Source organism: Saccharopolyspora rosea, from assembly GCF_025643595.1.
Taxonomy (GTDB): Bacteria; Actinomycetota; Actinomycetes; order Mycobacteriales; family Pseudonocardiaceae; genus Saccharopolyspora; species Saccharopolyspora rosea.
The window spans coordinates 4,490,676-4,511,088 of sequence record NZ_CP102826.1; the positions used below are offsets into that span (position 1 = coordinate 4,490,676).

Genomic DNA, 20,413 nt, shown 5'->3' on the forward strand with positions numbered 1-20,413 from the left:
ACACCTCACTGCTCGTGGTCGTCGCTGTCACGGTGTTCGCCCGAGTCCGCAATCGAACCGCCCTGGAACGCCCGGCGGAACCCGGCGAGCCGACTCGGGCTGGCCACCACGTCCGCCTCCTTGTCGGGGTCCTCCTTCAGCCCGTCCACCAGGTGGCTCTGCGGAACGCGCTTGGGCAGCGGCGGACGCCCGCCACTCGCGGCGACGCCCGCCGCCTCCGGCACCGGTTCGGCGGGCGCGGCCACCGGTTCAGCAGGAGCCGTTTCGGCAGGAGCCGGTTCGGCGGGCACAGCCGTCGGCGCCGCAGGCGGCTGGGACACGCTGATGCCGGTCGGAGGGGTGTCGGCATCGGACGGCTGGGGGTCGCCGACCGCCCCGCCCGCGGCCAACGCGACCCGGGGCGCACCGCCGAGCGCCTGCTGGTCGGTGTCGCGGGGCGACAGGAGTCGCTCGGGCAGCAGCACGGTCGCCCGGGTTCCGCCGTAGGCGGAGACGCCGAACTCGACCGCGACGTCGCGCCGCTTGGCCAGCCGGGCCGCGGTGAACAGGCCCAGCTGCTCGGCCTTGTTGTTCTCCAGCACCAGCCGGTCGAACGCGGGCGGGTTGGCCATCATCCGGTTGGCGCGCAGCCGGCTCCGGTCGTCCATGCCCAGGCCCTGGTCGGCGATCTCGATGGCCACCCCGCGCGCCACCGCGTCGGCGCTGACGTGGACCTGGGTGTGCGGCGGGGAGAACGCGGTGGCGTTGTCGATGAGCTCGGACACCAGGTGGATGGCGTCCCCGACGGCCGCACCGGTGACCACCACGTCCGGGACGTGGCCGATGACGACCCGCGAGTACTGGTCGATCTCGGAGACCGCCGAGCGCAGCACGTCCAGCAGCGGCACCGGCTTGCTCCACCGGCGGCCCGGCTGCTGGTCGCCGAGCACCAGCAGGTTCTCCACCGTGCGGCGGGCGCGGGTGGCCGCGTTGTCGAGCTCGAAGAGCCGGGACAGCTGGGCGGAGTTCTCCTCGTTGCGCTCCAGCGTGTCGATGGTGCTGTGCATGTGCCGCAGCAGCCGCTGGATCCGGTGCGCCATGCCGACGAACACCATGCGCGCGCCTTGCCGGGCGCGGGTCTCGCCGACCGCGGCGTCCATCGCCTCCTTCTGGAACAGCTGGATGGCGTTGGCGACCTGGCCGAGCTCGTCGTTGCCGTAGCCGCGCAGCGCGTTCATCTCGGCGACGACGTCGACGTGGCCGCCCTCGCGCAGCTTGCGCACCACCTCGGGCAGTCGTTGGGCCAGGTGCAGCGACTCGGTGCGCAGTCCCTTCAGCCGGCTGATCAGCGTGTTGTCCACCACCGACCGGTACACGCGCCGGGACAGCAGGAACGAGACCAGCGCGACCAGCAGTGCGGCGAGGCTGCCCCACAGCACCGTCTGGAGCGTCCGGTTTCCGTTGTCCACCGCCTCCGCGGAGATCAGGTCGGCCTGCCGGTTCACCAGGCCGGACATCCGCTCGGTCACCTTGTCGGCGGCGCTGCCGAACGCCCGCGGGTCGACCGGTGGCGCCTCGCCCGCCCGGTGCGGACCGTGCGTGATGATCTCGTCCTCGGAGGTGACCAGCTGCTGCCACTCCGGACTGGCCAGCATCGCCTCGTACTGCGCGCGCACCTCGGGTTCGAGCTGGTCGACGCTGTTCTCCAGCTCCGCGTGGTAGGTGTCGCTGAGCTTGGCGAACTTGCGGTGGTCCTCGGCCGACAGCACGCCCTCGTTGAGCACCGCGGTGCCCAGCGTCGTCTCCCGGCCCATCATGTCCGTGGCGCGGAACAGCGCGATCCCGGTGAGCGCGCCCTGGAGCGTGTCGGTCTCGGTCGCGGTGCGGGCCTGGACCTCGAAGACGTTCGTGGCGGCGTCGAACAGGCCGTTGTAGAAGTTGACGACCTCGTCCACCGAGGCGGTTCCGGCGTCGATGCGGGCCCGGATCTCCGGCATCCGGTCGAAGTAGCCGTTGAGGCGCTGGATCGCCCCGCTGACCCCGGTGGGGGCCGAGGACGCGGCCGCTTCGGCGGCCTGCCGCATGTCGGCCACGGCCGCGCTGGCCCGCTGCTGCTGGGCGATCAGTTCCGGGGAGGCGCCCGCGCGGCCGACCGACTCCAGGGCCAGCCGTCGTTCTTCCTGCACCTGTTCCAGGGCCGTGATGGCGGGCAGCGACGCCTGGCGGAAGCGCGAGGCGACCTGCTGGGTGTGGATGGCGTCGTAGGCGAACGCCGAGCAGGCGAACACCCACAGCACGGCGACCACGATCCACGGGATCGTCACCGTCCAGGCCAACCGCGCCTTGATCGACGCCTCACCGGCGGACCGCCGGCTCCACCGCCTCCTCCCGGCGACCGGAGGGGTGGTCTGGTCTTGATTTGTCACTTCCACGCACTTTCCGTCGCTGGTCGTCCCCCGCGCCCGGGGCTCGTCCGGTCCGGCCGCCGTGCTGGAGCGCGCGGGCGCCCGCTCGCTCCCACCGCTGTCGCACACCACCTACGACGAACGCGCACCGGCGGTCCCCCATGACGCGACGCACTGTAGCTGATCGACGCCGACAGTCGATCTTTCGGCCTAAGAGTGCCCGTCTTCGAACTCGGTCCCGGCGGGGCGTGGTAAGCGGCGGGATCCGCTTTCTCTTGCGGTGAGTACGCACCGCCACGCACAACGAGTCCAAAGACAGGCCCTAACCGGCTCGTCACGCCGGATCGAATGACGAACCCGGTTCCCGGCGGAAGACCCAGGTGCTGAGCACCGCGAAGCGGCTGATCCCGCCGAACACGCTGGCCACCGACACCGCCACCGCCTCGGCCGCGCTGGACGGCCGCGGCACGAAGACCCCCAGCGCCCACAGCGCGAGGCTGTTCGAGGCGCAGTAGTAGGCGAACACGCCCACGGTCTGCAGGTGCATCCGCAGCGTCCGGGTGCGCCGGTCGGGGAAGACGAGGAACCGCTGGGCCGCGCTGCTCGCGGCGGTCGACAGCAGCAGCGCCAGCACGTTGGCGGCACCCGCGCTCAGCGCGATCCGCAGCAGGAGGTAGCAGACGGCGTTGAACAGCGTGGCGCCGACCCCGACGGCGGTGAACAGCACCGCCCGCGCGGGCAGGCGACGCTGCCGCCGCTGCGCGCGCACCGCTGTCGTGTCCATCCGCTCCCCCGGTCCGGCCCGTCCGCGCCGGCCACGGTAGGAGCGGGAGGTGGGAACACGGCAGGAGGAACCCGGGAATCGGCTGGGAACGTCGTCGGGAGACCGCGCGGACGGCACCGCTCCGGAACATCTCTCCACAGTGGACATCGATCTGCCGGGCATCCCTTCGACGGACCTGGCGGTCGCGACGAGCGGCGACCGCCTCCGGCGCCCACCATGGTGCCCGCCGCGCGGGCGGCGACAACACCCGCGGAACCCACCTGGAGCAACGGCGACGTGCCTCGGCGCGGACCCCGTTCACCTGTGCGGACCAAGATCGTACCGCCGGGACCGCGCACCGGGGCCCGGACTGTGCCCAACAGCACTCGCTTCCGCCGCCGGTTGCACTCAGACGTCGTAGTTGCGCGCAGCAGTCTGGGGTCAAGGGACCACGGCTGGGGCCGCTCGACTACAACCGGCCGCCTCCCAGCCACCCCGCACCGCGTCACCGACCTCCAGCCGCAGAACAGCTGGCGACGCTCAGCCGTCCTGTTCCATCCGCGCCATCGACTTCGGGCTACCCCTTGCCATGAGGCATCAGGGAACGAGCTCCCAGGCTCAGACGTCGTAGTAGAGCGCGAATTCGTACGGGTGGGGCCGCAGGCGCAGCGGGTCCACCTCGTGCTCGCGCTTGAACTCCACCCAGGTCTCCACGACGTCCGGGGTGAACACGCCACCGGCCAGCAGGAACTCGTGGTCGTCCACCAGGCTGTCCAGGACCGCGTCCAGCGACGACGGGACCTGCACGACGTCGCGGGCCTCGTCCGGCGGCAGTTCGTAGAGGTCCTTGTCGATCGGTTCGGCCGGTTCGATCTTGTTGCGGATGCCGTCCAGCCCCGCCAGCAGCATCGCCACGAACGCCAGGTACGGGTTGCCGGAGGCGTCGGGGCAGCGGAACTCCAGGCGTTTGGCCTTCGGGCTTGGCCCGGTGATCGGGATGCGGATGCACGCGGACCGGTTGCGCTGCGAGTACACCAGGTTCACCGGCGCCTCGAAGCCGGGCACCAGCCGGTGGTAGGAGTTCACCGTCGGATTGGTGAAGGCCAGCAGGCTCGCGGCGTGGTGCAGCAGGCCGCCGATGTAGTGCCGCGCGGTGTCGGACAGACCGGCGTAGCCCTCCTCGTCGTAGAACAGCGGGACGCCGCCCTTCCACAGCGACTGGTGGGTGTGCATGCCGGAACCGTTGTCGCCGAACAGCGGCTTGGGCATGAACGTCGCCGACCGACCGTTCTCCCAGGCCGTGTTCTTCACGATGTACTTGTACAGCTGCAGGTCGTCGGCGGCGTGCAGCAGCGTGTTGAACCGGTAGTTGATCTCGGCCTGGCCGCCGGTGCCGACCTCGTGGTGGGCTTTCTCCACCCGGAACCCGGCGTTGTTCAGGTTGAGCACGATCTGGTCGCGCAGGTCCGACAGGTGGTCGGTGGGCGGGGCCGGGAAGTAGCCCGCCTTGTAGCGGATCTTGTAGCCGCGGTTGCCGCCCTCCTCGTCGCGGCCGGTGTTCCACCAGCCCTCGACGGCGTCGATCTCGTGGAACGAGGAGTTCTCGGCGTGGTCGAAGCGCACCGAGTCGAAGAGGTAGAACTCGGCCTCCGGCCCGAAGTAGGCGACGTCGGCGATGCCGGACTCGGCCAGGTACTGCTCGGCCTTGCGCGCGATGTTGCGCGGGTCGCGGCTGTAGGGCTCCAGGGTGAACGGGTCGTGCACGAAGTGGTTGAGGATGAGCGTCTTCTCCGCGCGGAACGGGTCGATCCGGGCGGTGTAGGGGTCGGGCAGCAGCAGCATGTCCGACTCGTGGATGGACTGGAACCCGCGCACCGAGGAGCCGTCGAACGCGATGCCCTCGTCGAACACCTCGGCGTCGAACGCCTCCGCGGGCACGGTGAAGTGCTGCATGATCCCCGGCAGGTCGCAGAACCGGACGTCGACGAACTTCACGTCCTCGTCGGAGACGTAGCGCAGGACCTCGTCTGCATTGCTGAACATGGTCGCCTCCCACCGCCTAGTCGGCGTGCTCGCTTCCAAGGTCGCAGGCCGGGCGCCCGGTGGGCAGGCCGACGCACCCCAGCGGGACGCACGGGGCCAAAGAGGCCGGTGGGACGCTGCCGAGTGCCCGTCTTCGGACCTGCTCCCGGAAGGGGCGTGGCGAGCGGCCTCGCAACCGGCACCGCCGCGCAACGATCTCGAAGACGGGGATCTGAACTAGGGTGTCCCCATGGGCGACGAGATCAGCCGGTTCGGCTCGGTTCGGTTGGCCGACCTCCCCGAGGACCTGCGGGAGCGCATCGCCGCCGTCGCGGAGCGCTCGGGGTTCGTGCCGAACGTGTTCCTGGCGCTGGGCCACCGGCCCGCCGAACTGCGGGCGTTCTGCGACTACCACGACGCGCTGATGGACCGCGACTCCGGACTGTCGAAGGCCGAGCGCGAACTCGTCGTGGTGGCCACCTCGGCGGCCAACCACTGCACGTACTGCGTGGTCGCGCACGGCGCGATCCTGCGGGTCCGCGCCAAGGACGCCCAGCTGGCCGACCTGGTCGCCACCAACCCGTGGGGTGCGGACCTGCCGGCGCGGCAGCGCGCGATCGTCGACCTCGCGCTGTCGCTGGCGCGCGACTCGGAGCGGTTCGGCGAGGCCGAGCTGGCCGCGGCCCGCGCCGCCGGGCTGACCGAGGACGAGATCTGGGACGTCGGCGCGATCACCGCGTTCTTCGCGATGTCCAACCGGTTGGCGCACCTGATGGCGCTGCGGCCCAACGAGGAGTTCTTCCTGATGGGCCGCGTGCCCCGGTGAGTCGGAGCCCGTCTTCGAAACCGGTCCGCAGGGGCCGCGGCGCGTGGCGGTGGCCGCTGGCGCCTCCGGTGCACGACGAGTTCGAGGCGGGCTCTCAGGCCAGTCGGAAGCCCCGGTACCCGTCGGCGACGACCGCGGCGCAGGTCTGCGCGTAGTCGGCCAGACCGCCCGCGTAGGGCAGGAACCGGCGCGGTTTGCCCGGCACGTTCGCGCCGGTGTACCAGGAGTCCGCCCGGGGGTACAGCGTCCGGGCGGCGACCGCGTCGGCGTGCGCGACCCACTCGTCCTGGGCCCGTTCGGTGGCCTCGACGCTGCGCCCGCCCCGGGCCAGCACGTGGGCGATGCAGTCGGTGGTCCACTCGACGTGCTGTTCGATCGAGGCGACCATGTTCGTCAGCACCGAGGGACTGCCGGGGCCGGTGATCAGGAACAGGTTGGGGAACCCGGCGGTGGCCAGTCCCAGGTAGGTGCGCGGTCCCGCGGCCCACCTGGCGGCCAGCGGTTCGCCGCCGCGGCCCCGGACGTCGATGCGGCCGAGCGCCCCGGTCATCGCGTCGAACCCGGTGGCCAGCACGAGGCAGTCCAGGTCGTGGTGCTCGGCGGTGGTGCGCACGCCCGTGGTGGTGACCGCCTCGACGGGTGTCTCGCGCAGGTCGACCAGCCGCACGTTGTCCCGGTTGAAGGTGTCGTAGTAGCCGGTGTCCACGCACGGCCGCTTCGTGCCGAACGGGTACTGCGTGGGGCAGAGCCGTTCGGCGACGTCCGGGTCCTTGACGGTCTCGCGGATCCGCTCCCGCACGAACTCGGCGACCGCGCCGTTGGCCCGCTCGTCGGAGAGCAGGTCCGCATACGCTCCGAGCAGGGAGAACCCGCCGATCTCCCAGCGCCGCGCGAACTCCGCGCGACGCCGCGCGGGACCGACCTCCAGCGCCGAGGCCGGGTTGGAGTCGAGGTCCATGCCCGACGGCGTGGTCCGCGCGACGCGGCGCCGTTCGGCGTAGTCGCGCTTGACCGCGGCGAGTTCCTCGGGTTCCAGCCGGTGGTTGCGCGCGGGCAGCGAGAAGGCGGGCGTGCGCTGGAACACCGTCAGCCGCGACGCCTGTTCGGCCAGCAGCGGGATCATCTGCACGCCCGACGCCCCGGTGCCGAACACGCCGACCCGCCGCCCGGCGAGGTCGACGCCCATCTCCGGCCACCGGGCCGAGTGGTACACGGCGCCGACGAACGAGCCCAGCCCGGGGATCTCCGGTCGCTTCGGCACCGACAGGCAGCCGGTGGCCATCACGCAGAACCGGGCCCTCGCCCGTTCGCCGTCCTCGCCGTGCAGCGTCCAGGTCGCCGACTCCTCGTCGTAGTGCGCGGCCACGATCCTGGTGCGGAACGTGATGCTGCGGCGCAGGTCGAACCGCTCGGCGACGTGCCGCAGGTACGACAGGACCTCCGGCTGCGCGGAGTAGCGCTCGCTCCAGTCCCAGTCCTGTTGCAGGCCCTCGTCGAAGGAGTACGAGTAGTCGACGCTGCGCACGTCGCAACGCGCGCCCGGATAGCGGTTCCAGTACCAGGTGCCGCCGACGTCCGGCGCGGTCTCGAAACACCGCGCGCTCAGGCCCAACCCGCGCAGCCGGTGCAGCAGGTACAGCCCGGCGAACCCGGCGCCCACCACGGCGACGTCGACGACACCACTGTCCACTCTGGACCGAACGGTTCCGGACATCGCGCCTCCCCGCGGGCCGATGGCGTGGCCGACACCATGGTCACTCGCGGCGCGCGCCGGGTTGTAGCCGCCGAACGGGCACTACCGCGCGGTTTCCGGATGCAGCGGGTGAGTGGCACCCCCTCGCGCGGCGGTCCGGAGCACCGACCGCAGCTCGTCGACGAACGACGCGATGTTGCGCCGCGCGGTCGCCGTGTCGGGGTACCGGACCACGAGGTCCATCCCTTCGTGCGTTCGGTTGACCCACAGGCTCGCCTTGTCACCGTACGACATCCGCACCAGCGCGCGGGCGTTCCAGTCGGCCCAGCGGTCGGCGCCGGGGATGTCGCGCATGTCGAGGTAGGACACGAACGAGAAGGCGTCCGGGGAGTGCAGCCGCATGTCGGCGCCGAGCAGCTCGCACACCCGCACGAACGGGGTGCGGGCCACCCGCATGGCGGTGCGCGCGGCGCGCTGCGCGCGGGGCAGGACGTCGGCGAAGTCCGCGGCGCCCGCCAGGTCGATCCGCACCGGCCCGGTGCCGACGTACCACCCCATCGATCCCAGCCACTCGGGCCCGGTCCGGGTCTGGAACGGCGCCACCGTGCGGTACACCGACTCGCCGCGCAGGCGGCACGAGGTGATCGCGGTGGCGGCGAGCACGCCCGCGAGCGCGCTGCCGCGCCCGGCGCGGCAGACCTCCTCGAACGCGGCCGCGTCGAACGCGTCGAACAGCCGCTCCTCGTGCGCCGCGTGCGGTGCCAGGTCCCCGTCGGGCACACCGAGGTCGAGCGGGAACCGCGGGAGTTGCCCGCCGCAGTCGGCGAGGAACCGCTCCCATTCCACGACCGCGGGGTGGTCCCGGCCGATGCTCTCGGCCGCGCTGCGCTCGCCGCGGCTGAACCGCAGGTAGCTGCCCACCTCGGTGCGGTCCGGTTCCCGGCCGTCCACCGCGGCCTCGTAGAGCTCGCGCAGCTCGTGCGGCGTCGCCAGCAGCGAATGTCCGTCCACATTGGAGTGGTCGAAGGCGACGAGGACGGTGGTCGAGCCGGGTCGTTCCACGGTTTCCACGACGTGGTTGGGCCAGCGGGTGCCGTCGGTGCCGCGGTCCAGGCGTTCCCGCAGGAACGCGGTGACGTCGTCGGTGTCGGTCAGCTCGGCGAGCACCGTGCCGACCACCGGCGAGGGTGCGACGGTGAAGCGGTCGAGGTCCCGGCCACCGGTGCGGAATCCGCTGCGCAGCGTCTCGTGCCGGCGATTCCACGCGGTGAGCGCGGCGCCGAACGCCTCGACGTGCAGCTCGCCGGCGATCTCGAAGCCCACGCCGAGCCACGCGGGGGTGCGGATGCCGCGGGCCCGCAACGTCTCGATGCGCCGGAAGTGCCACTCCTGGTTGTACGAGGGCGGTGTCGCGTCCGGTGTCGCGGTCTCCGGTTCCCCCGGTCGCCACTCGCGGACTCGGCCGGGGCGCACCGGGTACTCGGCGAGTTCGGTGATCCTCATGCGTTCGCGGCGGCGCGGCGCTGCTCGACGAGGCGGGCGATGTCGCCGATGGTCGGGGCGTCGCGCAGTTCCTCTTCGCTGATCCGGACGCCGAAATCCTCTTCCAGCGCCACCGACAGCTCGACGATCGCGAGCGAGTCCAGGTCGATGTCCTCCTGGGTGGCCTCCGGTTCGATGCGTTCGGCGGGGAGGTTGATCTTGTGGGCGAGGATCTCACTCAACGCGTGGAACATGAACTTTCCTCAAGAATCGGGGTCGGGTGCGGTGCCGACTCACTCTGAAGGTGGCCCGCCGCCCGACTCCAGCGCGACGCCCTGATTTAACACCAACGAGTGATCATGGAGCCGCGTCGAGGAGGGGCATACGGTGGGAGCAGCACGCCGAGGAGGAGAGGAAATGCCTGACATGGCCGGAAAAGCCGTTCCTGACGCGATTCGCCGGGTACTCCCCCTGTTGTCCGAACCGCCCACCGACCCGCAGGTCGGCGACGGCTACCTGGACCTGCTCGGCGGCGCGGGCGACGAGCCCGCCGGGCCGGTGCAGTCGCTGTGGGAGTCCGGCCGCGGCTCGGCCGCCTACGACCACGCGCAGGCGCTGGTCCGCCGCCTGCTCCCGGCGGTCCAGCAGCTCCCCGGTCCGGCCCGCCGTCCGCCGTCGGGCGCCACGGTGCTGGACGTCGGCTGCGGACCGGGAAACGTGACCGCCGGGCTCGGCCGCGCCGTCGGTGCCGCGGGCCTGGCCGTGGGCCTGGACGTGTCCCGCCCCATGCTCGCCCGCGCGGTGCGCGCCGAAGCCGCCGACAACGTCGCGTTCGTCCGCGCCGACGCGCGCGAACTCCCGTTCCGCGACGGCACTTTCGACGTCATCACCAGCATCGCGGCCCTGCAGCTCATCCCCGACCCGACGGCCGTGCTGGGCGCCCTGGTCCGCGCCCTGGCGCCCGGCGGATTCCTGGCGGCCATGGTCCCCACCCCGCGCGGCGGCCTGATGGAGCACGCCACCAAGCTGCTCGGCGTGCGCGGCGGGCTGTCGTTCTTCGACCCCGACGAGACCGCCGAAATCCTGCACTCCCACGGCATGAACACCGTCCACACCAGACGCTCCGGGACGGTGCTGTGGATCACCGGACGCCGCCCGTGACCCCTGGCCAGTGCCGGTCTCGCGCGAAACCGGCGGGCTGGTTTCGCGCGAAACCGGCGTTGCGGTCAGGAGCCGGTGACGGTGACCGAGCCGAGGCGGGTGAACTCCGCCGTGATCTGCTTGCCCGACGTGACCGGGACGGCATCGGTCATGCCGCCGGTGAAGACCAGCCAGCCGGGTTCCAGCGCGAGATCGCGCTCGGCCAGCGCGTTCGCCGCCAGCGCCAGGGCTTCGGCCGGGTTGCCCTGCACGGCCGCACCGGTCGCCGAGTCGACCACCTCGCCGTCCACCTGGAGCAGGCACGCCTCCAACGCCAGGTCCAGGCCCGCCGGCGGCACACCCGTGGAGCCGAGCACCACGCGCGCCGCCGAGGCGTTGTCCGCGACGACGTCGGGCAGCGCGAACCGGAAATCGGTGTACCGGCTGTCGATCACCTCCGCACCGCAGTGCACCGACTCGACGGCGGCCAGCGCGGTCGCCGCCGTGACGCCGGGGCCCCGCAGCCGGCGGCCGAGGACGAACACGATCTCCGGTTCCACCCGCGGGTGGATCAGCTCGTCCAGCGGCACCGGCTCGCCCGCGGGCAGCACCATGGCGTCGGTCAACCACGCGGTCAGCGGCGCGTCGACGCCCATCCGCTGCTGCTCGGCGCGGGAGGTCAGCCCGAGCTTGACGCCGACGACCTCCTCCCCCGCGCCGACCCGCCGGGACACCAGGCGGTCCTGGACCTCGTAGGCGGTGCGCAGGTCGAGGTCCGGCCACTCGTCGGTGAGCGGACCCCGGTCGGCCCGGCGCGCTTCGGCGTCGAGCAGGGCGTCCGCGGCGCGGTCGGTGGTCCAGTCGGTCATGCGGGGGTCTCCTGCTGTTCGCGGGCGAGTTCCAGGGCGACGTCGATGATCATGTCCTCCTGACCACCGACGTAGCCGCGTTCGCCGACCCGGCGCAGCACCTCGTGGGCGGCGACGCCGTAGCGGTCGGCGGCGCGTTCGGCGTGCAGCAGGAACGACCCGTACACGCCGTAGCGGCCCTGCACGATGGAGGACCGGTCGGCGACCGGCCGCCGCCGCATGATCGGGCGCAGCACGTCCTCGGCGGCGTTGATGACGCCGTGCACGTCCAGCCCGGTGGGCACGCCCATGCGGTCGAACACCGCGGCCAGGATCTCGGTCGGCGAGTTGCCCGCGCCCGCGCCCAGCGCGCACAGCGTCCCGTCGATCTGGCGGGCTCCCGCCTCGTAGGCGACCAGCGAACTGGCCACGCCCAGCGAGAAGTTCTGGTGCCCGTGGAAGCCGACCTGCGCGTCGTCGCCCAGCTCGGCCACCAGCGCCGACACCCGGTCGCGGACGTCATCGGGCAGCAGCGCTCCGGCCGAGTCGACCACGTAGACGCACTGGCAGCCGGAGTCGGCCATGATCCGCGCCTGCGCCGCCAGCGCCTCCGGTCCGATGCGGTGCGCGAGCATGAGGAACCCGACGGTCTCCATGCCGAGTTCGCGGGCGGCGCCGAAGTGCTGCGCGGCGATGTCGGCCTCGGTGCAGTGGGTGGCGATCCGCACCACCCCGGCGCCCGCGTCGTGCGCCTGCCGCAGGTGCGCGACGGTGCCGACGCCGGGCAGCAGCAGCACGGCGATCCGCGCCTGGGTCGCCTCGTCGGCGGCGGCGCGCACCAGCTCGATCTCGTCGGTGTGGCTGAAGCCGTAGTTGAACGACGAGCCGCCCAGCCCGTCGCCGTGGGTCACCTCGACGACCCGCACCCCGGCGGCGTCCAACGCGCGGGTCACGGCGCGCGCGTGCTCCTCGGTGAACTGGTGCGCCATGGCGTGGCTGCCGTCGCGCAGGGTCGTGTCGGTGATCCGCACCGCGGGTCGTTCGGTCATCGGGCACCTCCTCGCTTGCGGGCGATGAGCTCACCGGCGCGCACCGCGGCCGCGGTCATGATGTCCAGGTTCCCCGCCCATTCCGGCAGGTGGTCGCCGTTGCCGCGGACTTCCAGGAAGACCGCCACGCGGCCCTTGCCGCCCCAGTCCGGGGACGGGTCGTCGAACTGCGGCTCGGCGCGCAGCGCGTAGCCGGGCACGTACCGGCGGACGTCGTCGACCATGCGGTGCACCGACTCGCTGACGGCGTCGCGGTCGACGTCCGGGGGCAGCGAGCAGAAGATCGTGTCGCGCATGATCATCGGCGGGTCGACCGGGTTGAGGATGATGATCGCCTTGCCCCGCCCGGCACCACCGACGGTCTCGATGGCGTGCGCGGTGGTCTCGGTGAACTCGTCGATGTTGGCGCGGGTGCCGGGTCCCGCCGAGCGGGACGAGATGGAGGCCACGATCTCGGCGTAGTCCACCGGCACCACCCGCGAGACCGCGTGCACGATCGGGATCGTGGCCTGCCCGCCGCAGGTGATCATGTTGACGTTCGGCGCGTCGTGGTGCTCGTCGAGGTTCACCGGCGGGCACACGAACGGCCCCGTGGCCGCCGGGGTCAGGTCGATCGCGGTGATCCCGGCCTCGGCGTAGCGCGGGGCGTTGGCCAGGTGCGCCTTCGCCGAGGTGGACTCGAAGACGAGGTCCGGCGGTTCCGGGCGGTCCAGCAGCCAGTCGACGCCGTCCGCGCTGGCCTGCACGCCGAGTTCGCGGGCCTTCGCCAGGCCGTCGGAGTCCGGGTCGACGCCGACCATGTAGCGGACGTCGACGTCCTCGCTGCGTTGCAGTTTCACGAGCAGGTCGGTCCCGATGTTGCCGGGACCGACGATGGCGGCCGTCGTCATGCCCTCACCTCCGCGAATGTGGCGGTCACGCTGCCGAGCCCGGCGAACGTCGCGGTCACCGCGTCCCCGGCGGACACCGGGATGGCGGCGGTGATCGAACCCGGCAGCACCACGTGCCCCTCGTGCAGTTCCACGCCCAGTTCACCGACCGTGTTGGCCAACCACACCAGCGCGTTCAGCGGCGAGCCCAGCGCGGCTCCGCCCGCCCCGGTCGCCGCGATCCGCCCGTTGCGGTGCAGCACGCAGCCACCCAGCCGGAGGTCCACTGCGGACAGCGGTGTCGGTCGGCTGCCGAGCACGACGCCGCCGGAGGAGGCGTTGTCGGCGATGGTGTCGGGCAGGCTGATGCGCCAGTCCCTGATGCGCGAGTCGATGATCTCCACGGCGGGCAGCACGAAGTCCACCGCGGACACCGCCTCGGCGACCGTGACGCCGGGTCCGCGCAGCGGTTTTCCCAGCACGAAGGCGATTTCCGGTTCGACGCGCGGGCTGATGAACTCGTCCGCGGCGATCGGCGTCGATTCCAGGTGGAACATGCCGTCGAGCAGGTGGCCGAAGTCCGGCTGGTCCACCTTCATCTGCCGGCGCATCGGTGCCGAGGTGAGGCCGACCTTGTGGCCCCTGATCTCACGCCCCTGAGCGCGCCAGGTCTCGACCTGGCGCTGCTGGATCGCGTAAGCGTCCACAATGGTCAGTCCGGCGTACTCCTCGGTCAGCGGTGCGACCGGTTCACCGGTCTCGTAGGCGTGCAACAGGCGTCGTGCCGCCTGTTCGCAGACGCCCTGGGCTTCGCTCACGGGGCCATCCCTGTCGTCGGGTGCGTTGTCGGGCTGTTTGCACACTCCCCCGCGGTCCGGCGACAATCAACACGTGCGTCCCGCTGAGTCGAACGTCTCGATGGTCTCCCGCGTCGCCGCCGTGCTCGGCGCCTTCAGCGCGTCCGACCGGACGCTCGGCGTCTCCGAACTCGCCCGGCGCACCGGCCTGCCCAAGTCGACCGTGCACCGCCTGACCGGAGAACTGCTCGAACACCGCTTCCTGGAGCGCGACGGGACCGCGCTGCGCCTGGGACTGCGGCTGTTCGAGCTCGGCGAGAACGTGCCGAGGCAACGCCACCTGCGCGACGTCGCGCTCCCGCACATGGCCGACCTGCGCGCGGCCACCGGGCAGACGGTGCACCTGGCGGTGCTGGACGGCACCGACGTGGTCTACGTGCAGATCGTGCGCAGCGAGAACTCGCCGAAGATGCCGTCGCGGATCGGCGGGCGGCTGCCCGCGCACGCCACCGGTGTCGGCAAGGCGCTGCTGGCCTTCGCCCCACCGGAGTCCCTGGAGGCCGTGCTGGCCCGCGGCCTGCGGCCGATGGGCCCGCGCACCGTGACGTCACCGGCGATCCTGCGCCGCCAGCTGGGCAGGATCCGCGAGACCGGCGTCGCCCACGACCACGAGGAGTCGGGGCCGGGCACGGTGTGCGCGGCCAGCCCGGTGCTCGACGACACCGGGCTGGCGCACGCGGCGATCTCGGTGTCCGGCTGGAGCGGCAAGCTCAACGTCAACCGGATCGCCCCCGCCGTGCACACGACCGCCCTGGCGCTCGCACGCACGTTGCACTGATCCAGCCCTGGGTTTTGGGTGGCGGTGCCGGTGGCAGAACCTCCGCGACCGTCTCGACTGCGGAAACCCCTCCTGATGTACGCCCAGCACGACGAGTTCGAAGACACTCACAACTCGTCCGGGTCCACCGGTTCCAGCTCGCCGTCCAGTTGCAGCCAGCGGGTGATGCCTAGGTCTTGCAGGAACGGCAGGTCGTGGCTGACGACGAGCAGCGCTCCCCGGTAGGACTCCAGCGCGGCGGTCAGCTGCCGCACGCTGGCCATGTCGAGGTTGTTCGTGGGTTCGTCGAGCACGAGCAGTTGCGGCGCGGGCTCGGCGAGCAGCAGCGCCGCGAGCGTCGCCCGGAACCGTTCGCCGCCGGACAGCGTCCGCACCACCTGGTCGGCCCGCGCTCCGGCGAACAGGAACCGCGCCAGCTGCGCCCGGATGTGGTTGTTGTCCGCCTGCGGCGCCAACCTCGCCACGTTGTCCACGATGGACAGTGAATCGTCGAGGACGTCGAGCCGCTGCGGCAGGTACCGCACGGGCACGTGCACCTCGACCCGTCCGCTCTCGGGCGGGATCCGACCCACCAGGGTGCGCAGCAGGGTCGTCTTCCCCGCCCCGTTGCGACCGGTGAGCGCGAGGCGCTCGGGACCGTGCACCTGGAGGTCGCCGACCCGCGCCCCGAAGCGGAGTTCGACGTCGGTGAGCGTCAGAACCCGCTTGCGGGCGGGTACTTCGGTGCGCGGCAGGTCCACGCGGATCTCGTCGTCCTCGCGGACGTTGCCTGCGGCCTCCGCCAGCTTCTCCTTGGCCTCTTCGAGCCGTTGTTCGTGCATGATGCGGTGCTTGCCGGCGGACTCCTGGGCGGCGCGTTTGCGCCCGTTCATGACGATCTTCGGCTCGCGCTTCTCGGCGGCTGCCTTCCGGCCGTGGCGCTCGCGGCGGGCCAGCTTGGTCCGCGCCTCGATCAGTTCCCGCTGCTGCCGCCGCACGTCGGCCTCGGCGGCCCGCACCATCCGCTCGGCGGCTTCCTGCTCGGCGGCCACCGCCGCTTCGTAGTCGTCGAGGTTGCCGCCGTAGGTGCGGATCTCCCCGTCGCGGAGGTCGGCGATCCGGTCGACGCGCGCGAGCAGTTCGCGGTCGTGGCTGACGACCACCAGCGCACCCGGGTAGGCGGAAACGGCTTCGTGCAACCGTTTCCGGGCGTCCCGGTCCAGGTTGTTGGTCGGTTCGTCCAACAGCAGCACGCCGGGTCGGGCCAGCAGCAGCGCGGCCAACCGGAGCAGCACGGACTCGCCGCCGGAGACCTCGCCGACGGTCCGGTCCAGCCCGAGCCGCCCGAGCCCGAGCTGGTCGAGCAGCCCGACCGCGCGCTCCTCGACGTCCCAGTCGTCGCCGACGACCTCGAAGTGCTCGGGACTGCCGTCACCGGCCTCGATGGCGTGCAGCGCGGCCCGGACGCCACCGATGCCCAGGACGTCGTCGACCCGGGCCCGGGTGTCCAGCACCAGGTCCTGCGGCAGGTAGCCGACCTCGCCGCTGACGTGCACCGAGCCGCCTCCGGGCGCGAGCTCGCCCGCGACCAGCTTGAGCAGCGTGGACTTGCCGCACCCGTTGACACCGATCAGCCCGGTCCGCCCCGGCCCGACGGCCCAGTCCAGGCCCGCCAGCACCGACGTCCCGTCCGGCCAGGCGAACGACAGCCCGACGCAGTTGATCGAAGGATTCGTGGAAATGGTGTTCTCCCGCAAGAAGTGACGGATGGATGTGCACCACGCGGAGACACCGGCACCCCGTCGGCAGCGGGGCGGGCGGGCGAGGACATCGCGGCAGCCCGAGGTCGCACACGTGCACCCGAACGGGAAGCACGGCGTCTCACGACCTCAGAGCCTCAACTGCCCATCCCCTCGCCGACTGCAGAACCGCGCAAACGCTACACCCGCCCCGAACCGGCGGGCAAACCGTTTTCCGCGCGACGTGACGCGGCCGACCGGCGCGCGGGAAGGGGCACGCACCGGTCGGCCGCCAGCGGCGGGAGCGCGTTCGCCGGCGCGGGGCGCTCCCACCTCCAGGCCCGGTGCCGGGGGCAGCGGCACCGGGCCGCGACTAGAGACGTCGCAACCCCTGCAGAACCCGCTGTTGCACGTCCAGGGGCGGCGGGACCAACGCCGCGACCCCGAAGTCCTCAGTGGACGCATCGTCCGGCGGCTCGCGGAGATGGTGCCGTCCTCCGCCAGTGCGCCGGGCCTGCTCGGCCTCGACCTGGCGGCGCAGTTGCCACACGGTCGTCGCACCCTCCCCCGCGCCCGCGTGGCGCGGGAACCGACGTCCGAGCAGCAGCGCCAGCCCAGCACCGAACAGCATCGACACCAAGCACGCCAGCCCCACCACGAATGCCTGCACAGCGCTACCTCCGGTCTTCTGCCGCGTGCGCCAGGGAACGCTTTTCCCGCAACAGCGAGGAGATTTCGTCGAGCACGGCGGCCACGTCCTCGGTCTCGACACCGTCGATCCCCGATCTGCCGACCTGGAACGCGAGATCTCCCAACAGCCACTGGGCCCGCCGCAGGAGCACCGCGAGCACCCTGTTGTCGGAACTCACGCGCGATCCACTCCCGCCAACCGCCGAGCGACCGCGTTGCACGCCGGACAGGTGCCCCACAACCACGCGAGGTCCCCGTCATCGGCGACGACCTGAGCCCCGCACAACGTCGTGACCCGAGTCCCCACCGGGAACCGACATCCGCACGGCCGCACATCGCACGTCGCGTGCCGCGCACCTTCCGCAGGGACCCAATGGAATGGGTGAGGCATGTCCACCTCCGCCTTTCATACGGTTCCGAGAACCATCGACTGGTTCTTGGAACCAGTTTGAAGACCTCGATGAGCTGCGGCAATCACCTGGCCGAGGGTTCTTGATCGAGACGCTGATCGTTAGGATCGGTTCATGGTCCGAACCGCGAAGACCAACCCGAGAGCCCGCGCGCTGGGCGCTGAACTGCGTCAACTGCGGGAAGATGCCGGACTTGGTGTTCGCGAACTGGGACGCAGGCTCGGCGTCGGGCACACAACGGTCTGGCGCTACGAGTCAGGTACCAAGCCTCCGTCTCCTGAGGACACCGCCAGCCTGCTGACCGCGCTCGGTGTGACCGGCGCCGAACGTGACCGCATCATCGAGATCGCCCGCACCGTGCGGGATCCCAACTGGCTTTCGTCCGGAGTACCCGGCATCCGGGAAGAGCTGGCCACGCTGATCGAGTTCGAGCGAACCGCCAAGCGCATCACCGAAGTCGGCAACCTGGTGTTCTCGGGGTTGTTGCAGACGCGCGACTACGCGCGTGCGGTGATGGCCACCGTTCCACCGGAGCGGCTGGAGACGCGCCTGGCGTTTCGCCTGAGTCGCAGGGAAGTACTCGATCGCGAGGACGGGCCGAAGTTGGTCTCGCTGATAGCGGAAGCTGCGCTGTGGGAACGCATCGGTGGTACGGGCGTGATGATCGACCAGCTCAGGCACCTGGTCAAGATGGCCGATCACGACAACGTCTCCATCCAGGTGATCAAGGCTGGCTCGACGGTCTGGCACCCGGCGCACGCGGGACCGTTCATCCTGTTCGAGTTCGACGACCAGGCACCGATCGTGCATCTGGAGCATTTCCGCACTTCCGCCTTCCTCCGCAACGTCAAAGACGTGGCGGACTACAGCGGCGCGGTGGATAGCCTTCTCGATGTCGCGATGACGCCCGAGGAGTCCCGGAAGGTCATCGCGCAACGCCTGGAAACGATGGAAAGTGAGAGCGACTGATGTCGTTAGTCGAACCGACCCGCTGGCGCAAGTCCCGCCGATCGCAGCAGGAGACCGCCTGCGTCGAAGTCGGGTCAATCCCCGGAGGTGGCGCCGCCGTGCGGGACACCAAGCGCCGCGCCGCCGGGTACTTCACCACCACCGCCCCGCAGTGGCAGGCGTTCCTCGACGCGATCAGGCAGGGCCGCTTCGAACGCTGACCTCCGGGGGAGGAACGGACCGTTCGCCCCCCGACGAGCGAACGGTCCGTTCGGGTTCTCGCGCCCTAGCGGGCGGTTCCGGTGGGCGCGGCGTCGGCGGCGGGCTGCCGCGCCGGGTCGCGGCGGAGCAGGCGGGTGGTCGCCTCGACCGCCGCGACCGCGACGAGGTTGACGGCCAGGCCGAGGACTCCGTTGTCCACGTGGTCGATCGTGACGTCGGCCGCCGTGGTGGCCACGACCGTGGCGATGCCCAGGACGAGGCCGGTGGTGATCGCGGGTGCGCCGACGAAGCGGCGGGCGGGCAGCGCGAGGCCGATCGCCGGGGCGAGCTGGGTCAGCCCGCTGAAGGTCAGCAGCAGCAGGTTGGCCAGCAGGTCCGGGCGCAGGATGCCGAACAGCAGCGACAGGGCGGTGACGACCACCGCCGTGGCGTGGTTGACGCGCAGCCGGGTGCGCTCGCCGCGGGCGCGGACCACGTTGTTGGCCACCAGGGTCGACATGGCCAGCGTCAGCACCGCGGCCGGGACCATGGCGGTGGCGGCGGCCGCGACGAGCACGAACCCGACCAGCCATTCCGGCAGCGCCCGCGCCGCGAGGGTGAGCAGCACCGAGTCGCCGTCGGAGGTCCGGTCCAGGACGACGACGCCGATCAGCGCGATGACCATGGGGATCGCCGCGAGCAGGTTGTAGACCGGCATGAAGACGTAGTTGCGCCAGCGCCCGGGCGTCGCGGGCGGCCAGCAGTCCCGGCCACTGGTGCGGGAAGGTCAGGAACAGCACGCCGATGCTGCTGATCAGCATGCTGGAGAAGTACCAGGCGTGCGTGTGCTCGCCGAACGGCACCGCGAGCGTCGCCGGGTTCCGGGCCGCGATGGCGTGCGTGGCGTCGGCGTAGGACAGGTGGAAGTGCAGCGGGACCGCGACCATGATCACCGCCAGCACCACGACCATGATCACGTCCTTGAAGTAGGCCGCCGTGACCACGCCGCGCACTCCGGACCGCAGCACGAACAGCACGGTCACCACGAACGCCAGCACCATGCTGCCGATCCGCCCCGCCGAGCTCCCGGTGAGCAGCTGCACGATCAGGCCGAGTCCGGTCATCTGGAGCTGGAGGTACGGCAGCAGCGAGAGGATCGCGACGAGCGCGGCCACCACGCCAAGCGGTCTGCTGCCGAAGCGGTCGGACAGGAAGTCGGCCTGGGTGAGGTAACCGCGGCTGCGGCCCAGCTCCCACACCCGGGGGCCGAGGAAGTAGCCGCCGATCACCGCGATGCAGATGTAGGGGATGGCGTAGCTGGCCGCTCCCACCGCCACGAACGTCAACCCGGTGGTGCCCAGGAAGGTGAAGGTCGTGAACGTCTCCCCGGCCTGCAGGAACCACATCGCCGCGGCACCCAGGTTCCGCCCGCCGACCGACCAGTTCTCCAGGTCGCGGACCCGGCCCCGGCTGCCGAGGAACCCGAGCAGTCCGGTGAACAGCACCCCGGCGACCGCGATGACCAGGGCGGTGGTCATCGCCGCTCCCGGCGGCGTTCCACCAGGGCCAGCGCCGGGGTCACGAGCGTGCTCCACACGGCGGTCCAGACGAACATCGACGGCAGCCCGAACCACACGTGCGGACCGTTGACGAACGGGAGCCACTGCGTCGCCAGCATCGCGACGAGCGGAACCCCCAGCACGACCGCGGGAACGACGTGTCCGCGCAACCCGAT

The 20,413-nt window shown here is 71.5% G+C and carries 21 protein-coding genes; 5 read left to right on the forward strand and 16 right to left on the reverse strand.

The features are described from left to right. Positions 1 to 5: 5 nt before the first annotated feature. The 3 genes from NV263_RS20720 to glnA form a co-directional block, all read right to left on the reverse strand. A complete protein-coding gene (locus NV263_RS20720; protein ID WP_263248168.1) occupies positions 6 to 2,405 on the reverse strand; it encodes a sensor histidine kinase in 2,400 nt (799 codons plus the stop codon). Between the two features lie 313 nt (positions 2,406 to 2,718). Continuing rightward, complete coding sequence (locus tag NV263_RS20725) at positions 2,719 to 3,168, reverse strand: GtrA family protein (protein ID WP_263248170.1); 450 nt, start codon at positions 3,166 to 3,168, stop codon at positions 2,719 to 2,721. Positions 3,169 to 3,765: 597 nt separating this feature from the next. Beyond that, entirely contained in the window at positions 3,766 to 5,190 is a 1,425-nt protein-coding gene (gene glnA / locus NV263_RS20730; RefSeq protein WP_263248172.1) for a type I glutamate--ammonia ligase, read from the reverse strand. A 229-nt stretch (positions 5,191 to 5,419) separates the two neighbouring features. Between glnA and NV263_RS20735 the strand changes: the two genes are divergently transcribed. Beyond that, positions 5,420 to 5,995: a peroxidase-related enzyme gene (locus NV263_RS20735; protein WP_263248174.1), complete on the forward strand. Its 576-nt coding sequence runs from the start codon at positions 5,420 to 5,422 to the stop codon at positions 5,993 to 5,995. Between the two features lie 94 nt (positions 5,996 to 6,089). Here NV263_RS20735 and NV263_RS20740 read toward each other — a convergent pair whose 3' ends face one another. From NV263_RS20740 to NV263_RS20750, 3 genes are all read right to left on the reverse strand, one after another. Continuing rightward, entirely contained in the window at positions 6,090 to 7,709 is a 1,620-nt protein-coding gene (locus NV263_RS20740) for a flavin-containing monooxygenase (protein WP_263248175.1), read from the reverse strand. 81 nt (positions 7,710 to 7,790) lie between these two features. Next, the gene (locus NV263_RS20745; protein WP_263248176.1) at positions 7,791 to 9,191 is read right to left on the reverse strand and encodes a condensation domain-containing protein; all 1,401 of its coding nucleotides are present in this window, start codon (positions 9,189 to 9,191) and stop codon (positions 7,791 to 7,793) included. Next, a complete protein-coding gene (locus NV263_RS20750; protein ID WP_263248177.1) occupies positions 9,188 to 9,424 on the reverse strand; it encodes an acyl carrier protein in 237 nt (78 codons plus the stop codon). Before NV263_RS20750 ends, NV263_RS20745 begins: the two co-directional genes overlap by 4 nt. A 220-nt stretch (positions 9,425 to 9,644) precedes the next feature. Here NV263_RS20750 and NV263_RS20755 point away from each other — a divergent pair, with 220 nt between their 5' ends. Continuing rightward, positions 9,645 to 10,331 carry a class I SAM-dependent methyltransferase gene (locus NV263_RS20755; protein WP_263248178.1) on the forward strand — a complete coding sequence of 229 codons (687 nt, stop codon included), beginning with the start codon at positions 9,645 to 9,647 and terminating at the stop codon, positions 10,329 to 10,331. Between the two features lie 65 nt (positions 10,332 to 10,396). Here NV263_RS20755 and NV263_RS20760 read toward each other — a convergent pair whose 3' ends face one another. Genes NV263_RS20760 through NV263_RS20775 form a run of 4 tightly spaced genes read right to left on the reverse strand, consistent with a single transcriptional unit; the run spans position 10,397 to position 13,894 of the window. Then, a complete protein-coding gene (locus tag NV263_RS20760; protein WP_263248181.1) occupies positions 10,397 to 11,179 on the reverse strand; it encodes a 2-keto-4-pentenoate hydratase in 783 nt (260 codons plus the stop codon). After that, positions 11,176 to 12,207 carry a 4-hydroxy-2-oxovalerate aldolase gene (gene dmpG / locus NV263_RS20765; protein WP_263248183.1) on the reverse strand — a complete coding sequence of 344 codons (1,032 nt, stop codon included), beginning with the start codon at positions 12,205 to 12,207 and terminating at the stop codon, positions 11,176 to 11,178. The genes NV263_RS20760 and dmpG overlap by 4 nt, the downstream gene beginning before the upstream one ends. Continuing rightward, on the reverse strand, positions 12,204 to 13,097 hold the full coding sequence (locus NV263_RS20770; RefSeq protein WP_263248184.1) for an acetaldehyde dehydrogenase (acetylating): 894 nt from the start codon (positions 13,095 to 13,097) through the stop codon (positions 12,204 to 12,206). The genes dmpG and NV263_RS20770 overlap by 4 nt, the downstream gene beginning before the upstream one ends. Further along, complete coding sequence (locus NV263_RS20775) at positions 13,094 to 13,894, reverse strand: 2-keto-4-pentenoate hydratase (RefSeq protein WP_263248185.1); 801 nt, start codon at positions 13,892 to 13,894, stop codon at positions 13,094 to 13,096. Before NV263_RS20775 ends, NV263_RS20770 begins: the two co-directional genes overlap by 4 nt. Positions 13,895 to 13,994: 100 nt before the next feature. Between NV263_RS20775 and NV263_RS20780 the strand changes: the two genes are divergently transcribed. Further along, complete coding sequence (locus NV263_RS20780) at positions 13,995 to 14,711, forward strand: IclR family transcriptional regulator (protein WP_263254286.1); 717 nt, start codon at positions 13,995 to 13,997, stop codon at positions 14,709 to 14,711. Positions 14,712 to 14,818: 107 nt separating this feature from the next. Here NV263_RS20780 and NV263_RS20785 read toward each other — a convergent pair whose 3' ends face one another. The 4 genes from NV263_RS20785 to NV263_RS20800 form a co-directional block, all read right to left on the reverse strand. After that, positions 14,819 to 16,447 (reverse strand): ABC-F family ATP-binding cassette domain-containing protein, encoded by a 1,629-nt coding sequence (locus NV263_RS20785; RefSeq protein WP_263248186.1) that lies wholly within the window; start codon positions 16,445 to 16,447, stop codon positions 14,819 to 14,821. Between the two features lie 355 nt (positions 16,448 to 16,802). After that, positions 16,803 to 17,099: a hypothetical protein gene (locus tag NV263_RS20790; RefSeq protein ID WP_263248188.1), complete on the reverse strand. Its 297-nt coding sequence runs from the start codon at positions 17,097 to 17,099 to the stop codon at positions 16,803 to 16,805. Between the two features lie 4 nt (positions 17,100 to 17,103). After that, positions 17,104 to 17,298, reverse strand: coding sequence for a hypothetical protein (locus NV263_RS20795; RefSeq protein WP_263248191.1), 195 nt, complete (start codon positions 17,296 to 17,298; stop codon positions 17,104 to 17,106). Continuing rightward, positions 17,295 to 17,510 (reverse strand): zinc finger protein, encoded by a 216-nt coding sequence (locus NV263_RS20800; RefSeq protein WP_263248193.1) that lies wholly within the window; start codon positions 17,508 to 17,510, stop codon positions 17,295 to 17,297. Before NV263_RS20800 ends, NV263_RS20795 begins: the two co-directional genes overlap by 4 nt. Before the next feature lie 133 nt (positions 17,511 to 17,643). Here NV263_RS20800 and NV263_RS20805 point away from each other — a divergent pair, with 133 nt between their 5' ends. Continuing rightward, positions 17,644 to 18,498, forward strand: coding sequence for a helix-turn-helix domain-containing protein (locus tag NV263_RS20805; RefSeq protein WP_263248195.1), 855 nt, complete (start codon positions 17,644 to 17,646; stop codon positions 18,496 to 18,498). Further along, entirely contained in the window at positions 18,498 to 18,698 is a 201-nt protein-coding gene (locus NV263_RS20810) for a DUF397 domain-containing protein (RefSeq protein ID WP_263248197.1), read from the forward strand. Before NV263_RS20805 ends, NV263_RS20810 begins: the two co-directional genes overlap by 1 nt. 65 nt (positions 18,699 to 18,763) lie before the next feature. On the opposite strand, the gene NV263_RS20815 is transcribed toward NV263_RS20810, so the two are convergent. Continuing rightward, the gene (locus tag NV263_RS20815) at positions 18,764 to 19,396 is read right to left on the reverse strand and encodes an SLC5/6 family protein (RefSeq protein WP_263248198.1); all 633 of its coding nucleotides are present in this window, start codon (positions 19,394 to 19,396) and stop codon (positions 18,764 to 18,766) included. 816 nt (positions 19,397 to 20,212) lie between these two features. After that, a complete protein-coding gene (locus NV263_RS20820) occupies positions 20,213 to 20,407 on the reverse strand; it encodes a hypothetical protein (RefSeq protein ID WP_263248199.1) in 195 nt (64 codons plus the stop codon). Between the last annotated feature and the right edge of the window lie 6 nt (positions 20,408 to 20,413).

What these genes read in the sequence shown, in the direction of transcription:
- NV263_RS20740 (WP_263248175.1), bottom strand. Translation starts at nt 7,709, where the DNA reads ATGTCCGGAACCGTTCGGTCCAGAGTGGACAGTGGTGTCGTCGACGTC.
- dmpG (WP_263248183.1), bottom strand. Translation starts at nt 12,207, where the DNA reads ATGACCGAACGACCCGCGGTGCGGATCACCGACACGACCCTGCGCGAC.
- NV263_RS20750 (WP_263248177.1), bottom strand. Translation starts at nt 9,424, where the DNA reads ATGTTCCACGCGTTGAGTGAGATCCTCGCCCACAAGATCAACCTCCCC.
- NV263_RS20815 (WP_263248198.1), bottom strand. Translation starts at nt 19,396, where the DNA reads ATGCCGGTCTACAACCTGCTCGCGGCGATCCCCATGGTCATCGCGCTG.
- NV263_RS20800 (WP_263248193.1), bottom strand. Translation starts at nt 17,510, where the DNA reads ATGCCTCACCCATTCCATTGGGTCCCTGCGGAAGGTGCGCGGCACGCG.
- NV263_RS20810 (WP_263248197.1), top strand. Translation starts at nt 18,498, where the DNA reads ATGTCGTTAGTCGAACCGACCCGCTGGCGCAAGTCCCGCCGATCGCAG.
- NV263_RS20780 (WP_263254286.1), top strand. Translation starts at nt 13,995, where the DNA reads ATGGTCTCCCGCGTCGCCGCCGTGCTCGGCGCCTTCAGCGCGTCCGAC.
- glnA (WP_263248172.1), bottom strand. Translation starts at nt 5,190, where the DNA reads ATGTTCAGCAATGCAGACGAGGTCCTGCGCTACGTCTCCGACGAGGAC.
- NV263_RS20735 (WP_263248174.1), top strand. Translation starts at nt 5,420, where the DNA reads ATGGGCGACGAGATCAGCCGGTTCGGCTCGGTTCGGTTGGCCGACCTC.
- NV263_RS20745 (WP_263248176.1), bottom strand. Translation starts at nt 9,191, where the DNA reads ATGAGGATCACCGAACTCGCCGAGTACCCGGTGCGCCCCGGCCGAGTC.
- NV263_RS20770 (WP_263248184.1), bottom strand. Translation starts at nt 13,097, where the DNA reads ATGACGACGGCCGCCATCGTCGGTCCCGGCAACATCGGGACCGACCTG.
- NV263_RS20725 (WP_263248170.1), bottom strand. Translation starts at nt 3,168, where the DNA reads ATGGACACGACAGCGGTGCGCGCGCAGCGGCGGCAGCGTCGCCTGCCC.
- NV263_RS20760 (WP_263248181.1), bottom strand. Translation starts at nt 11,179, where the DNA reads ATGACCGACTGGACCACCGACCGCGCCGCGGACGCCCTGCTCGACGCC.
- NV263_RS20805 (WP_263248195.1), top strand. Translation starts at nt 17,644, where the DNA reads ATGGTCCGAACCGCGAAGACCAACCCGAGAGCCCGCGCGCTGGGCGCT.